Origin of the sequence: Burkholderia sp. AU45251 (assembly GCF_030482905.1) — a bacterium.
GTDB lineage: Bacteria > Pseudomonadota > Gammaproteobacteria > Burkholderiales > Burkholderiaceae > Burkholderia > Burkholderia aenigmatica.
This window is the reverse complement of sequence record NZ_JAUJQH010000003.1, coordinates 325798-339338: the sequence shown is the minus strand read 5'-3', so window position 1 is coordinate 339338 and position 13541 is coordinate 325798. Positions and strand designations below refer to the sequence as shown.

11 protein-coding genes are annotated in these 13541 nt (G+C 67.1%); 5 read left to right on the top strand and 6 right to left on the bottom strand.

Features of this window, described 5'->3' with window-relative positions:
• Window positions 1–39: 39 nt before the first annotated feature.
• Together ceoA and QZM67_RS11235 are read right to left on the bottom strand one after the other, a co-directional pair.
• Window positions 40–1257 (bottom strand): multidrug efflux RND transporter periplasmic adaptor subunit CeoA, encoded by a 1218-nt coding sequence (ceoA, locus tag QZM67_RS11240; protein WP_043180924.1) that lies wholly within the window; start codon window positions 1255–1257, stop codon window positions 40–42.
• Between the two features lie 32 nt (window positions 1258–1289).
• Window positions 1290–2150, bottom strand: a complete 861-nt coding sequence (locus tag QZM67_RS11235) for an alpha/beta hydrolase (protein ID WP_175022876.1) — start codon at window positions 2148–2150, stop codon at window positions 1290–1292.
• Window positions 2151–2324: 174 nt separating this feature from the next.
• Here QZM67_RS11235 and ceoR point away from each other — a divergent pair, with 174 nt between their 5' ends.
• Together ceoR and QZM67_RS11225 are read left to right on the top strand one after the other, a co-directional pair.
• Window positions 2325–3329, top strand: a complete 1005-nt coding sequence (ceoR, locus tag QZM67_RS11230; RefSeq protein WP_043180929.1) for a putative multidrug efflux transcriptional regulator CeoR — start codon at window positions 2325–2327, stop codon at window positions 3327–3329.
• 430 nt (window positions 3330–3759) lie between these two features.
• Window positions 3760–4053, top strand: a complete 294-nt coding sequence (locus tag QZM67_RS11225; protein WP_027790465.1) for a DUF4148 domain-containing protein — start codon at window positions 3760–3762, stop codon at window positions 4051–4053.
• A gap of 224 nt (window positions 4054–4277) precedes the next feature.
• Here the strand turns inward: QZM67_RS11225 and QZM67_RS11220 are convergent, their stop codons facing one another.
• The 3 genes from QZM67_RS11220 to selD all read right to left on the bottom strand — a co-directional run bounded on the left by QZM67_RS11220 (window position 4278) and on the right by selD (window position 7356).
• Window positions 4278–5357: a purine nucleoside permease gene (locus QZM67_RS11220; protein ID WP_043180933.1), complete on the bottom strand. Its 1080-nt coding sequence runs from the start codon at window positions 5355–5357 to the stop codon at window positions 4278–4280.
• Window positions 5358–5629: 272 nt separating this feature from the next.
• Window positions 5630–6220 (bottom strand): LysE family translocator, encoded by a 591-nt coding sequence (locus tag QZM67_RS11215; protein WP_301802761.1) that lies wholly within the window; start codon window positions 6218–6220, stop codon window positions 5630–5632.
• A 71-nt stretch (window positions 6221–6291) separates the two neighbouring features.
• Entirely contained in the window at window positions 6292–7356 is a 1065-nt protein-coding gene (gene selD / locus QZM67_RS11210) for a selenide, water dikinase SelD (protein WP_175022882.1), read from the bottom strand.
• 106 nt (window positions 7357–7462) lie between these two features.
• Between selD and QZM67_RS11205 the strand changes: the two genes are divergently transcribed.
• Entirely contained in the window at window positions 7463–8299 is an 837-nt protein-coding gene (locus QZM67_RS11205) for a DMT family transporter (RefSeq protein WP_043180941.1), read from the top strand.
• Between the two features lie 94 nt (window positions 8300–8393).
• Here the strand turns inward: QZM67_RS11205 and QZM67_RS11200 are convergent, their stop codons facing one another.
• Window positions 8394–9905 (bottom strand): PLP-dependent aminotransferase family protein, encoded by a 1512-nt coding sequence (locus QZM67_RS11200; protein WP_175022884.1) that lies wholly within the window; start codon window positions 9903–9905, stop codon window positions 8394–8396.
• A gap of 120 nt (window positions 9906–10025) precedes the next feature.
• Between QZM67_RS11200 and QZM67_RS11195 the strand changes: the two genes are divergently transcribed.
• Together QZM67_RS11195 and gabD are read left to right on the top strand one after the other, a co-directional pair.
• Window positions 10026–11315, top strand: a complete 1290-nt coding sequence (locus QZM67_RS11195) for a 4-aminobutyrate--2-oxoglutarate transaminase (RefSeq protein WP_043180957.1) — start codon at window positions 10026–10028, stop codon at window positions 11313–11315.
• Window positions 11316–11404: 89 nt separating this feature from the next.
• The gene (gabD, locus tag QZM67_RS11190) at window positions 11405–12874 is read left to right on the top strand and encodes an NADP-dependent succinate-semialdehyde dehydrogenase (RefSeq protein WP_175022886.1); all 1470 of its coding nucleotides are present in this window, start codon (window positions 11405–11407) and stop codon (window positions 12872–12874) included.
• The last annotated feature ends 667 nt before the right edge of the window (window positions 12875–13541 follow it).

The window sequence follows — 13541 nt, the reverse complement described above, 5'->3', positions numbered from 1 at the left end:
CTCTGTCTGGTTGAACGCGGAGGCGAAGCGGCGGGCCGCTTACGAATCCGCCTTCGCCGGTGCGGCCGGCTTCGCGTTGTCCGCCAAAGGCGCGGACGGCGCGTCACCACCCGTCATCGGGACCATGTGCGGCTTCACCTGTTCGCCGGGGCGCACGCGCTGCGTGCCGTTCACGACCACGCGATCGCCGGCGGAGAGCCCGCTCACGATCACGCGCCGGTTGCCGTGCTGCATCCCCTGCTGCACTTCGCGGTACGACACGCGGCCCTGCTGGTCGACGACGAACACGAACTTCTTGTCCTGGTCGGTGTTGATCGCCGCGTCGTCGACGAGCAGCGCCTCGTGCGGCGCGCTGCCGCCCACCTTCACGCGTGCATAGAGGCCCGGGACCAGCGCGCCATCGGCGTTGTCGAAGCGTGCGCGCACGCGGATCGTGCCCGACGACGTGTCGAGCCGGTTGTCGACCGAGTCGATCTCGCCGCTGCGCGAGTAGCCGGTTTCGTTCGCGAGGCCGAGCTCGACCGGCACCTTGCGGCCGTTGCGCGCGCCGTTGATGTATTGCAGGTAGGTCTGCTCGTCCGCGTCGAACGATGCGTAGATCGGCGACACCGACACCAGCGTCGTCAGCGGCGCGGCCGACGCGCCCGCCGACACGACGTTGCCGAGCGTGATTTCCGCACGCGACACGCGGCCCGCGACTGGCGCGGTGATCCGCGTATAGCCGAGGTTGATGCGCGCCGTTTCCAGCGCGGCTTCGGCGGCCTTCAGGTTCGCCGTCGCCTCGCGCGCCGCATTCTGCTTCTCGTCGTAATCGCGCTTCGCGATCGCGTTGTCGCCGATCAGCCGCTGCGCGCGCTGCCAGTCGGTCTGCGCGTAGCCGTTGCGCGCCTGCGCGGCCGCGAGCTGCGCAGCCGCGCGATCGGTTTCGGCCTGGTACGGGCGCGGGTCGATCACGAACAGCACGTCGCCCTTCTTCACGAGCGCGCCGTCCTTGAAGTTCACCGCGACGATCGTGCCCGACACCTGCGGGCGCACGTCGACCTTTTCGACCGCTTCGAGGCGGCCCGAATAACTCTGCCAGTCGGTCACGGTCTGCGGCACGACGGTTGCAACGTCGACTTCGGGCAGCGGCGCTGCCGCTTTCTCCGGTGCGTTCGCGTTCACGCGCATCGCGCCGAACGTTCCAAGGCCGACGACGGCGAGCGTCACGATCGCCGCTGTCGCGATTCGGGAACGGGAGGTGCGTAGGATGGCCATGTGGATCTCCAGTAAACGTGGATTGGTTTTGCTTATTCGGAACGGTTCGGCTGGCGCGCCTGGAAGCGGCACTGCAGAAAGCGCACGGCCTCCTCGAAGGCGGCTTCGTGCGTCGCGAGCGCGGCGTGCGTGATGTCCGGATAGCGGATCACCTGCGTGAGCACGCCCGACGAGATCAGGCAGCCCGCATATTTCTCCGCTTCGACGTGCAGCACGTCGTTCTGCGCGGTGACGACGAGCGTCGGCGGCAGCCCCGCGAGGCGCACCGATTCGAGCGGCGCCGCGTACGGGTGCATGCGTTGCGCGGCCTGCGGCAGATACGCGCGATAACAGGCCGCGCATTCGCGCGCGGTGATGTCGGAAGCGAGGCGCTCGGCGTCGCCGATGCGCGTCATGCTCGGGTCGAGCATCGGCCCGAACAGCGCCTGCGCGGCGATCGATACTTCCCCGCGATCGCGCGCGATGAACGCCAGGCAGTTCGCGAGCTGGCCGCCCGCGTCGTGGCCCGCAACACCGATCTTCTTCGGGTTGCCGCCGAATGCGCGGGCGCGCGTCGCGGCCCACACGGCCGCGCGATACGCATCCTCCGGCGCAGCCGGAAACGGAAAAGCCGGTGCGAGCGAATAATCGACCGACACTACGAGAGCTGGTAAGCGTTCTGCTAAAAAACGCGCGGCGAAATCGGCGTCTTCGAGCGAACCGCGGACAAAGCCGCCGCCGTGGAAATAAAGCACTACTGGCAACCCGGTCTTGTCCGGTCGCCGGTAGAGGCGCAGCACGATGTCCTGCGCGTAGCCCGGAATTTCCACTTCGGCGACCGTCAGCGCCGCGCCTGCCGTGGCTTGCACGGGCAACGCGGCCTTCAGGAATTTGCTGAATTCAGAAGCGTCCATGACGATGCAACATCCATTTCGAGATGGAACGAATTCTGGGTCCGGCAGACATTGGGATAAATGCCTATAATCCGGCAACACAATTCAACGCCCCCGAACAATCCGAGGCTGCGTTTACCCACGAGGTAGCGCAGCCTTCTTATTCGGGAGGCTCATTAGATTGCGGAGGTTGTGATGGACCGGCTTCAGGCCATGCAGGTGTTTACTCGCGTCGTCGATACAAGCAGCTTCACCAAGGCAGCAGAAACGCTCAGCTTGCCGCGAGCGTCCGTCACGACGATCATCCAGAATCTCGAAGCCTTCCTCGGCGTGCGGCTGATGCATCGGACCACGCGCCGGCTGTCGCTCACGCCGGACGGCGCCGCGTACTACGAACGATGCGTGCGGATCCTCGCGGACGTCGAGGAAACCGAGGCGAGCTTCCAGGCGAACAACCGGAAGCCGCACGGAAAGTTGCGTATCGACATGCCGGGTTCGATCGGGCGGCTGCTCGTGATTCCGTCGCTGTGCGAATTTCATACGCGCTATCCGGACATCGACCTGCAGCTCGGCCTGTCCGACCGGCCGGTCGACCTGCTGCAGGAAGGTGTCGATTGCGTGATCCGCGTCGGCGCACTGCAGGACTCGTCGCTCGTCGCGCGCCGGGTCGGCCTGTTCGAATGCGTGACGGTCGCGTCGCCCGACTATCTCGAACGCCACGGCGAGCCGCAGACGATCGACGACCTGAACCAGCACAAGGCCGTCAACTACTTCTCGAGCCGTACCGGCCGCACGATCGACTGGACGTTCCTGACCGACGGCAAGGAAGTCGAGATGAAGATGGAAGGCATCGTGTCGGTGAACGACGCGGATGCGTACGTGACCTGCGGGATCGAAGGCTTCGGGCTGATCCAGCCGCCGCTCTTCATGGTGCTGCCGCATCTGCGCGAAGGCCGGCTCAAGGAAGTGCTGCCCGGCGTCAAGCCGCTGCCGATGCCGATCTCGGTCGTGTATCCGCACAGCCGCCATCTGTCGCCGAAGGTGCGCGTGTTCGTCGACTGGGTCGCCGAAGTGTTCGACCGCTGCCCGCTGCTGAGCGGCAAGGGCTGCCTCGACGCGACCTGCAGCAAGCGCACGTTCGAGGAAGCCGAGCGCGCGCCGGTGCTCGACACGCCGGTCATCAACGAATGGGTCGCGTAATCGGCTCCGGGCGACTGAACTTACGCGCCTGAAATGAGCAACTGAACCGCACGCGCGGGCTGAGCAGCCCGCGCGTCGCCCCGCCTCCGCGCCACGTTCCAGCCCGGCGCACCTGATCCTTCCCGAATCCGCAGCAAACCTTTGTGCCAGGCGACGCAATCGTCCGCAGGCGTCGTCGCGCGCCGTCGCCGCACCCGCGCGAGGCCCGCTGCAAGCGGGTTCGAGCGATTTCCGCATAACCCTGCCAGCCATACGGATGTCGATTGTTCCACTGACACGACAATTCAATTCGCATCTGCCGCATTTATCGCGACGGAACAGATACCTAGAGTAAACCCTGTCGCGCACCTCGTTGCGCATCGAACAGATCCCGCTTGATGGGACCGGAGTAAGCGCTCTAGCGCCAGCTCCGAAAGACTGGAGTTTCGCCATGAACCGCCGCCATCTTCTCTCCGCCCTCGCCCTCACGCTCGCCGTGTCCGCACCGGCCTTCGCCGATTCGGGTACGCCGCACGCCGGTGACTACGGCAACACGTCGTGGTACTCGCAACACTACGGCCCGCGCACGCGCGCCGAAGTGAGCGCGGAAGTCGAGCAAGCACGCAAGGACGGCACGCTCGCGTACCTGCGCAAGGCCAATTCGTATCCGCAAGGGCTCGAGTTGGCCCAAGGCCCGTATCGCTCGATGCCGGAAAGCAACCAGCTCGCCGGCGGGGGCCGGTAAACGCGCGACGCCGCGCAGCGGGTTGCCCCGTGCGCGGCGTCGCGATTTCCCTATCGACGACTCGCCGATTCAGTCAGTTAGATAGTTAGTTAGTTGCAGGAGCACATGATGAACGATCAACTCCCTTCGCCGCTCGATCACTGGGACGACACCACGCCGGTGTGGACGCCGTTCCGTTCGGCCCCGCAAGCGCACTGACCGCCGGCTGAGTCGTTACCCGGTCCTTAGCGGCGCGGCACCCCGTCGCGCCATTCGCCCCAGTGCGTCACGATGTCCTGAACGAGCGGATTGCCCGCGCGGTACAGGTTTTCGGTCGCCGGGGCGAAGCCGCCCTGGTCCGCGTAGTTCAGCAGGTTGTCGGCACTCGTCTGCCCCGCATACGGCCGGTCGAAATCCGACCCCGTGCGCAGCAGCGCGACCCGCGACAGGTCGACCCGCTTCACGCTCGCCGCACGCTTGAGCGCTTCATACGTCGCGTTGTCTTCCTGCGCGGTCATGCAGTAGGTGCCCTTGCCGTCGGTCAGGATCTTGGTCCACTGGCGCGCGCGCTCGCCGATCAACGTGCCCGAGAACCACGTGTTGCCCGATGACGTGTCGCATTGAATCACCGTCGGCGGCCGGTTCGCCGGCGCATACGTGAACTTCGCGCGCGCGGCCTGCGCCTGCGCGCTGTCGGCGAGCACCACGTTGCGCGACAGCGCGACCGCGGCGTCGGTCAGTTGCGGGTTGAGCTGGAACACCTCGGTGCGATAGTCGAGCGGCGGCTTGTCGTTCGGGCTCTTGGTGTTGATGCCGAGGAAGCCCGTATTCCAGCCGGCCGGAATCTCGCGTGCATCGAGCTCCCACTGCAGGCTGAAATCGACGAGGTATTTCGACCATGCGGCCGAACCGATCGTGCCTTGCGCGGGGTCGACGCCCGCGATACCTGAGATCAGGAAGTACGTGCGGCGCAGATCGAAGCGCTGCGAGAACGTGAGCGCCATGATCGTCGCCGACGCGTTCGCATAGCCCATACCGGTCGTGACTACGCACACGTCCTGCTTGTTGCAATGCACGTTCGGGTAGTCGGGCGACAGGCCGGGCACGGCGATGTCGCGCCACGGGCCGAGCCGGTCGAGCCATGCCTGGCCCTCCGGACCGAACATCGTGATGATCATGACCTTGACCGGGCGGCCCTGTGCACCGGTCTCGGCGAATGCATTGTTGCCCGCGTCGTTGCCCTGGTTGTCCTGCGCGATCGACGGCGCAGTGGCACAGGCAGCGAGCGAGAATGCAGCGGCGGAAAGAATGGAGCGAGTCAGCATCGGCGTTCCTTGTTTCGATGATGTTGGGTGAGAACGGCTCTCGGAGACTGCGCGACGGAGTATAGAACGGGCATGCGCGATGCGGAACCCGACTACGAAACGGCAGCGATGTTGACGTACCGACGAAATGCACGCGCAAAGCGTGATGCGCATCGCCGGCATTCGAGCGCAATTGCGCAGCAATCGGCACCCGCCTCATGCAACACCATCAGGAATGCTATCGAATTGACCGACTTGCCCACCGTGCCCGCACGACCATCCCCCGCCAACCGCTACAGCCGCGCCAGCCCCGCGAACCCGTAACCCAGCACGACGAGCGCCGCCACCCCATGGCTCGCCGCGAGCAGCTGCGGCGACTTCACGATCCGGCCGATCACGCTGCCGCCGAACGCGAACACGAGTTGCCCCGCGAGGCTGCCGGCAAACACGCACGCGGCACCGAGCAGCCAGTGCCGATGCGCACCGGCGGCGGCCGTTGCATAGCCGTAGAACAACAGGATCGTCAGCGGGTTCGCCAGCGTGACGAAGAACATCGATGAAAACGGGCGGCTGTCCAGTGGCCGCGCGTCGCCGTCGAGCGTGCGGCGGCGATCCCGCAGCGCCTGCCACAGCATCCGCGCGCCCATTGCGAGCAGCACGAGCGCGCCGACCAGACGAAACAGCGACAGATGCGCGGCGAGCGTGCTGGCGAGCATCGCGCCGAGCGTGAACGCAACGACCGCGTAGCAGCCGTCGGCCGTCGCGACACCCACCGCCGCGCGCACGCCGCTTGCGGTGCCGGCGCGCATCCCGTAGTTCACGATCATCAGCGCAACGGGCCCGACCGACAGCGCGATCATCAGCCCGAACAGGAAATCGTTCATCGGTCGTCGATGCCTTCGATGGAAGGCATCGATTCTAGCGACCGCAATCAATCAGGTGTAGCGAATCAGCGTCACGCGACATCGACGCGCGCAGGCCCGTCCACCATCTCGCCGATCACGCCCGCGCGGTCGAAGCCGTCGGCACGGAAGCATGCGAGCACCTCATCGACGGCCTCGGGCGCGCACGCGACCAGCAGGCCGCCCGACGTTTGCGGATCGGTCAGCAGCGCCTGCGCGACGGGTGGCAGCGTGGCGGCCAGTTGGACGTCCGCGCCGTACGCGGCCCAGTTGCGGCCCGAAGCGCCGGTGAACACGCCGTCGGCGACGAACGCCTCGACGCCCGTGAGCCACGGCAACGACGCATAGTGCACGCGCGCGGTGAGGTGCGCGCCACGTGCCAGCTCGAGCGTATGGCCGAGCAGCCCGAAGCCCGTGACGTCGGTCAGCGCGTGCACGCCCGGCAACGCGGCGAGCTCGGCGCCCGGCCGGTTCAGCTTGGTGGTCGTCGCGACCATCTGCGCGTAGCCCGCGGCGTCGAGCTGATTCTTCTTCAGCGCGGCGGACAGCACGCCGACACCGAGCGGCTTGCCGAGCACGAGCACGTCGCCCGCACGGGCGGCCGCATTGCGCTTCACGCGCGACGGATGCACGACGCCGATCGCCGCGAGCCCGTAGATCGGCTCGACCGAATCGATCGAATGGCCGCCGGCGACCGGAATGCCGGCATCCGCGCACACCGATTCGCCGCCGCGCAGCACGGCCGCGATCGTCTCATGCGGCAGCACGTTGATCGGCATCCCGACCAGCGCGAGCGCGAGGATCGGCTTGCCGCCCATCGCGTAGACGTCGGACAGCGCGTTGGTGGCCGCGATGCGGCCGAAGTCGAACGGATCGTCGACGATCGGCATGAAGAAGTCGGTGGTCGCGACGATCGCCTGCTCGTCGTTGAGGCGATAGACGGCCGCGTCGTCGGACGTCTCGGTGCCGACCAGCAGATCCGGGAACAGGGCGGGCGGCGTCGCGCGCTTCAGCAGCTCGGACAGCACGCCCGGCGCGATCTTGCAGCCGCAGCCGCCCCCGTGCGACAGGCTCGTGAGGCGCGGAACGGCAGGCTGGGCTTGGGTGGCTTCGGTCATGGTCGGCATCCGGTGAATAACAACACGCCATTATCGACAATTCCGTGCGAGCGCGCCCGATACCCACATAATGACGGCGCTCCCGCCCCCGTCCGCCCCTTCGCCCATGGACCACCTCTTCATCGGCCTCGTGCTGTGCTCCGCGTTGCTGCACGCGATCTGGAATGCCTTCCTCCACGTCAGCGAAGACCGGCTCGTGCAGCTCGGCACGATGTCGCTGCCGTATTTCGCGTTCGGTGTCGTCGGCGCCGCGCTGCTGCCCGCGCCGGCGCCCGCCGCGTGGCCGTACATCGCCGCGTCGGCCGCGCTCGAGGTCGCGTACTGCTTCACGCTGGCGCGCGCGTACCGCAGCGGCGAATTCGGGCAGATCTATCCGATCGCGCGCGGCATCTCGCCGCTGCTCGTGTCGGTGCTGGCACTCGCGATCCTGCACGAGCGGCCGACGCCGTTCGGCTTCGCGGGCATCGCGCTCGTGTCGTTCGGCATCATGTCGCTCGCGCTGCGGCGCGGCTTCCGGTTCTCCGGCGAAGGCGTGCCGTTTGCGCTGCTCACGGGCGTGTTCATCGCCGCGTATTCGATCTGCGACGGCATCGGCTCGCGCGTGTCGGGCAGCGCGCTCGGCTACATCGCGTGGGTGTACGTGCTGTGGAGCGTGCCGCAGTTCGTGCTGGTCTGCGCGGTGCGTGGCGGCCCGCGCGCGGTGCTCGGCTCGCGCACCGCGCTCACGCAGGGCGCGATCGCCGGCACGATCTCGCTCGCCGCGTACGGGATCGTGATCCTCGCGTACCGGTACTTGCCGGTCGGGACGGTGTCGGCGCTGCGCGAAACGAGCTCGATCTTCGCGGTTGCGATCGGCTGGCTCGTGATGCGCGAGCGCCCCGGCGCGCAGCGGCTCGCCGCGTGCGCGCTGGTGGTGGCGGGCGCGGCGCTGATCCGGCTGTAAGCGCGCGGACGTTCCCGACGCTGCGGCGAGCGTTGATCGTGCCCTGCGCCGACTGCCCGCACGACACCGCGACTATGCGTTCGGGCCGCTCCGCTCAAGCCCCTGCAACGACCCCGCCAAACGCCCGCTCGTCGATCGCCTCGGCGAGGGTCGCGAACGCCGTTGCGATCTCGTCCTCCGGCACGCACGCATAGCCGAGCAGCAACCCCGACGCCGCGCGCTCGCGATCCGCGTAGTAGCCGGATAGCGGCCGCACGACGATGTTGCGTTCGAGCGCGGCCTGCGCAACCGCGCGATCGTCGACACCCTCCGGCAACTGCGTGACGAGATGCAGCCCCGCATCGCTGCCAAGTGCGTGCAGCGTGTCGCCGTAGCGTTGCGCGACCGCGTCGAGCAGCACTTCGCGGCGCTGCCCGTACAGCGTGCGCATCTTGCGGATGTGCGACACGAAGTGCCCTTCCGCGATGAATTCCGCGAGCACGGCCTGCTGCAACAGCTGCCCTTCGCGATACAGCTCGGCGCTCGCGGTCGCGAAGCTTTCCGCGAGCGGCTCCGGCGCGACCAGGTAGCCGACCCGCAGCCCCGGGAACAGGGTCTTGCCGAAACTGCCGACGTAGATCACCTGCCCCGACGTGTCGAGACCCTGCAGCGACGCAAGCGGCCGGCTGCCGTAGCGGAATTCGCTGTCGTAGTCGTCCTCGATGATCCAGCAGCCGTGCTGGCGCGCGTATTCGAGCAGCATCCGCCGCCGCGCGAGACTCATCACCATGCCGAGCGGATACTGGTGCGACGGCGTGACGAGCATCAGCTTCGGCGGCTCCGCGAGATCGGCGGCCGACGGCGCGATCCCTTCGTCGTCGACCGGAATCGGCCGCGTCGTCAGCCCCGACACATTCAGCACGCTGCGCACGCCCCAGTAGCACGGATCCTCGGTCCAGATCGCGTCGCCCGGGTCGGTCAGCAGCCGCACCGCGAGGTCGATCGACTGGTGGATGCCGGTCGTGATCACGATCTGCTCGGGCGTGCAGCGCACCGAGCGCGACGTGCGCAGGTAGTCGGCCAGCGCCTCGCGCAGCAAAGCGAGCCCGCCGCCCGGCGCGTAGGTCAGCAAATCGGGGCGCAGCCGCCGCCAGTACTTGTTGTGCAGCCGCGTCCACACGCGCGCCGGAAATCGCGACACATCGGGCACGCCCGGCATGAACGCGCCGCCCTGCCGCTTCGACACGCCGGCGCCTTCGACGAGCCGCGTGCCACGCGCGGACAGCCGCCGCGCCGACGACAGCACGAGCGCCGGTCGCGCGGCGGCCGCGTCGGGCGGTGCGCCGACGATCTCGTCCGGCGCGCTGTCGGCCACGAAGGTGCCGCGGCCCGTCGCCGAATTCACATAACCTTCGAGCGCAAGCTGTTCGTAAACCTGCGTGACCGTGTTGCGCGCGATCCCGAGCTCGGCCGCGAGCAGCCGCGACGACGGCACGCGCGTGCCGGCCGGCAGTTCGCGTGACAGGATCGCCTGTTGCAGCAGCCGGTGAAGCTGCCGGTAGATCGGCTGTTCTCCGCCGCGCACGAGGCGCTGCGCCAGCCAGTCCGACAACACGCTCGCGCGCATGATTGGCTCCTGTATATTTATTGAAATGGCTCTGATTGTCAGAGCCAAATGTGATTATAGTCGCCTCCATGGGCTGCCACCGCGCCCGATTCCCTACTCACCGGAAAGAACATCAAGGAGATGACCGTGAAGAATGCCGACCTGCTGGCCCGCAAGAACGCCGCCACCCCGCGCGGGGTTGGCGTGATGTGCGAGTTCTACGCAGCCCGCGCCGAGAATGCGGAACTGTGGGATGTCGAAGGCCGCCGCTTCATCGATTTCGCCGCCGGCATCGCGGTGCTGAACACGGGCCACCGCCACCCGAAGATCGTCAAGGCGATCTCGGATCAACTGAACCTTTTCACGCACACCGCTTACCAGATCGTCCCGTACGCGTCGTACGTCGAGCTGGCTGAAAAGATCAACGACCGCGCACCGGGCGACTTCCCGAAGAAGACCGCGTTCTTCACGACCGGCGCAGAAGCCGTCGAGAACGCGATCAAGATCGCACGTGCAGCGACCGGCCGTCCGGGCGTCATCGCCTTCGCGGGCGGCTTCCACGGCCGCACGATGATGGGCATGGCGCTGACCGGCAAGGTCGCTCCGTACAAGCTGAACTTCGGCCCGTTCCCGGGCGACGTGTTCCACGCCCCGTACCCGAACGCCGTGCACGGCGTGACGACCGCCGACTCGATCAAGGCGATCGAGATGCTGTTCAAGGCCGACATCGATCCGAAGCGCGTCGCCGCGATCATCTTCGAACCGGTCCAGGGCGAAGGCGGCTTCAACCCGGCGCCGGCCGAGTTCGTGCGCGCGCTGCGCAAGATCTGTAACGAACACGGCATCCTGCTGATCGCCGACGAAGTCCAGACCGGCTTCGCGCGTACCGGCAAGCTGTTCGCGATGCAGCACTACGACGTGCTGGCCGACCTGATCACGATGGCGAAGAGCCTCGCGGGCGGCATGCCGCTGTCGGGCGTCGTCGGCCGTGCGGACGTGATGGACGCGGCAGCGCCTGGCGGCCTCGGCGGCACGTACGCGGGCAACCCGCTGGCCGTCGCATCGGCACACGCGGTGCTCGAAATCATCGATGAAGAGAAGCTGTGCGAACGCGCGACGCAACTCGGCGACGTGCTGAAGGCGAAGCTGAACGCACTGCAGGCCGACGTGCCGCAGATCGCCGACGTGCGCGGCCCGGGCGCGATGATCGCGGTCGAGTTCCTGAAGCCGGGCTCGGGCGAGCCGGATGCGGACTTCACGAAGCGCGTGCAGGCGCGTGCGCTCGAGCGCGGCCTGCTGCTGCTCGTGTGCGGCGTGTACTCGAACGTCGTGCGCTTCCTGTTCCCGCTGACGATCCCGCAAGCCGTGTTCGACGAAGCACTCGTGATCCTCGAGGAAGTGCTGAAGGAAACGGTCGGCGTGCCGGCCTGAGTTCCCGTCGACTTCAATTGAATGCGCCGCCGCCGTCTTCATGACGGCGGCGGCCGTTTCATCCGTCCTTTTCGAAGCAGGTGATTCATATGAGCACTGTTCAGGAAACCCTGGCACTGAAAGACCCGTCGCTGTTCCGCCAGCAGGCGTACGTCAACGGCGAATGGCAAGGCGCGACGAACGGCGAGACGTTCGAAGTCCGCAACCCGGCAACGGGCGGCCTGCTCGGCACCGTGCCGGCGATGGGCATGGCCGAGACGCGTCACGCGATCGAAGCCGCGAACGCCGCATGGCCGGCGTGGCGCAAGAAGACCGCGAAGGAACGCGCGGTCGTCCTGCGCAAGTGGCACGACCTGATGATGGAAAACGCCGACGACCTCGCGCTGATCCTGACGACCGAGCAGGGCAAGTCGCTGGCTGAAGCAAAGGGCGAGATCGGCTACGCGGCATCGTTCCTCGAGTGGTTCGCGGAAGAAGGCAAGCGCGTATACGGCGACACGATCCCGACGCCGGCGAGCGACAAGCGCATCGTCGTGACGAAGGAAGCGATCGGCGTGTGCGCGGCGATCACGCCGTGGAACTTCCCGGCGGCGATGATCACGCGCAAGGTCGGCCCGGCACTCGCCGCAGGTTGCCCGATCGTCGTGAAGCCGGCCGAGGCAACGCCGTTCTCCGCGCTCGCGATGGCCGTGCTGGCCGAGCGCGCGGGCGTGCCGGCCGGCGTGTTCAGCGTCGTCACGGGCGACCCGAAGGCGATCGGCGGCGAGCTGACGTCGAACCCGATTGTGCGCAAGCTGTCGTTCACCGGCTCGACGCCGGTCGGCCGCCTGCTGATGTCGCAGTGCGCGGCAACGGTCAAGAAGGTGTCGCTGGAGCTCGGCGGCAACGCACCGTTCATCGTGTTCGACGATGCGGATCTCGACGCGGCCGTGCAGGGCGCGATCGCATCGAAGTACCGCAACAGCGGCCAGACCTGCGTGTGCACGAACCGTTTCTACGTGCATGAAGCCGTGTACGACCAGTTCGCGCAGAAGCTCGCGGCGGCCGTCGGCCAGTTGAAGGTCGGCCGCGGCACCGAGCCGGGCGTCACGCAAGGCCCGCTGATCAACGAAGCGGCGGTGCTGAAGGTCGAGGCGCACATCGAGGACGCGCTCGCGAAGGGCGCGACCGTCGTGACGGGCGGCAAGCGCCACGCGCTCGGCCACGGCTTCTTCGAGCCGACCGTGCTGACGGGTGTCACGCCGGCGATGAAGGTCGCGAAGGAAGAGACGTTCGGGCCGCTCGCGCCGCTGTTCAAGTTCGGCAGCGACGACGAAGTGATCCGCCTCGCGAACGACACCGAGTTCGGCCTGGCCGCGTACTTCTACAGCCGCGACATCGGTCGCGTGTGGAAGGTGGCGGAAGCGCTCGAGTACGGGATGGTCGGCGTGAACACGGGCCTGATCTCGAACGAAGTCGCGCCGTTCGGTGGCGTGAAGCAATCGGGCCTCGGCCGCGAAGGCTCGCACTACGGCATCGACGACTACGTCGTGATCAAGTACCTCTGCCTCGCCGTCTGACGGTTCAGGGCCTGGCGCGCCAGCGACAGGCCCTGACCGCCCGGCCGGAACCGGGCGGTCCGACGCGGGCCGGTGTCCCTCTCCGCCGTGCCCGCGTCATCTTGATATGCGCGATGTCGCTCCGCTCTGCGCACGCGATTTCGACGCTGTATCCGCCGATACGTCATATCGCGCACGAAATTCGTTCAAGTCTCATTTCCCATTTCGCAGCAAGTCGCTCGGTTGAGCGCTCCGCCTCTATCCGGGTTGCTCGCGTATGCACACCTCACCTGACGGTCCGGCGTACATAGAGCCCGCAAGGCGTACGGGCGGGTGACCTTCCCGCCGCACGCCTGGCATCTCTCCGCGTGCTCATCCAAACACGCCCACCGTTTCCACCACGCGCGTCGCCTGCTGCCTCAGGCGTACCGATGCTGCCGCTTTCTGCTTGATCACCCTTCGCACCGGTTTCGATGGCCGTTTCTCACCATGAAATTAAGTCGGACTACGAACCAGAAATCGTACTCGTTCTATAGACAGCGAAAAACTCACCGGCCATTGTCTATGGCTTGTCCCCACACAACGCATCCGGGTCGATGGAAGAAGAACATGCCGCCGGCCTGGTGACTAAGCTCCTAACCGCCGCGCTCGCGCTGAACTGCACCTACACGGCGTTCGCCTGTGACGG

Coding starts and splice junctions, on each gene's coding strand:
- ceoA (WP_043180924.1), bottom strand. CDS start 1,257: ATGGCCATCCTACGCACCTCCCGTTCCCGAATCGCGACAGCGGCGATC.
- QZM67_RS11235 (WP_175022876.1), bottom strand. CDS start 2,150: ATGGACGCTTCTGAATTCAGCAAATTCCTGAAGGCCGCGTTGCCCGTG.
- ceoR (WP_043180929.1), top strand. CDS start 2,325: ATGGACCGGCTTCAGGCCATGCAGGTGTTTACTCGCGTCGTCGATACA.
- QZM67_RS11225 (WP_027790465.1), top strand. CDS start 3,760: ATGAACCGCCGCCATCTTCTCTCCGCCCTCGCCCTCACGCTCGCCGTG.
- QZM67_RS11220 (WP_043180933.1), bottom strand. CDS start 5,357: ATGCTGACTCGCTCCATTCTTTCCGCCGCTGCATTCTCGCTCGCTGCC.
- QZM67_RS11215 (WP_301802761.1), bottom strand. CDS start 6,220: ATGAACGATTTCCTGTTCGGGCTGATGATCGCGCTGTCGGTCGGGCCC.
- selD (WP_175022882.1), bottom strand. CDS start 7,356: ATGACCGAAGCCACCCAAGCCCAGCCTGCCGTTCCGCGCCTCACGAGC.
- QZM67_RS11205 (WP_043180941.1), top strand. CDS start 7,463: ATGGACCACCTCTTCATCGGCCTCGTGCTGTGCTCCGCGTTGCTGCAC.
- QZM67_RS11200 (WP_175022884.1), bottom strand. CDS start 9,905: ATGCGCGCGAGCGTGTTGTCGGACTGGCTGGCGCAGCGCCTCGTGCGC.
- QZM67_RS11195 (WP_043180957.1), top strand. CDS start 10,026: ATGACCGTGAAGAATGCCGACCTGCTGGCCCGCAAGAACGCCGCCACC.
- gabD (WP_175022886.1), top strand. CDS start 11,405: ATGAGCACTGTTCAGGAAACCCTGGCACTGAAAGACCCGTCGCTGTTC.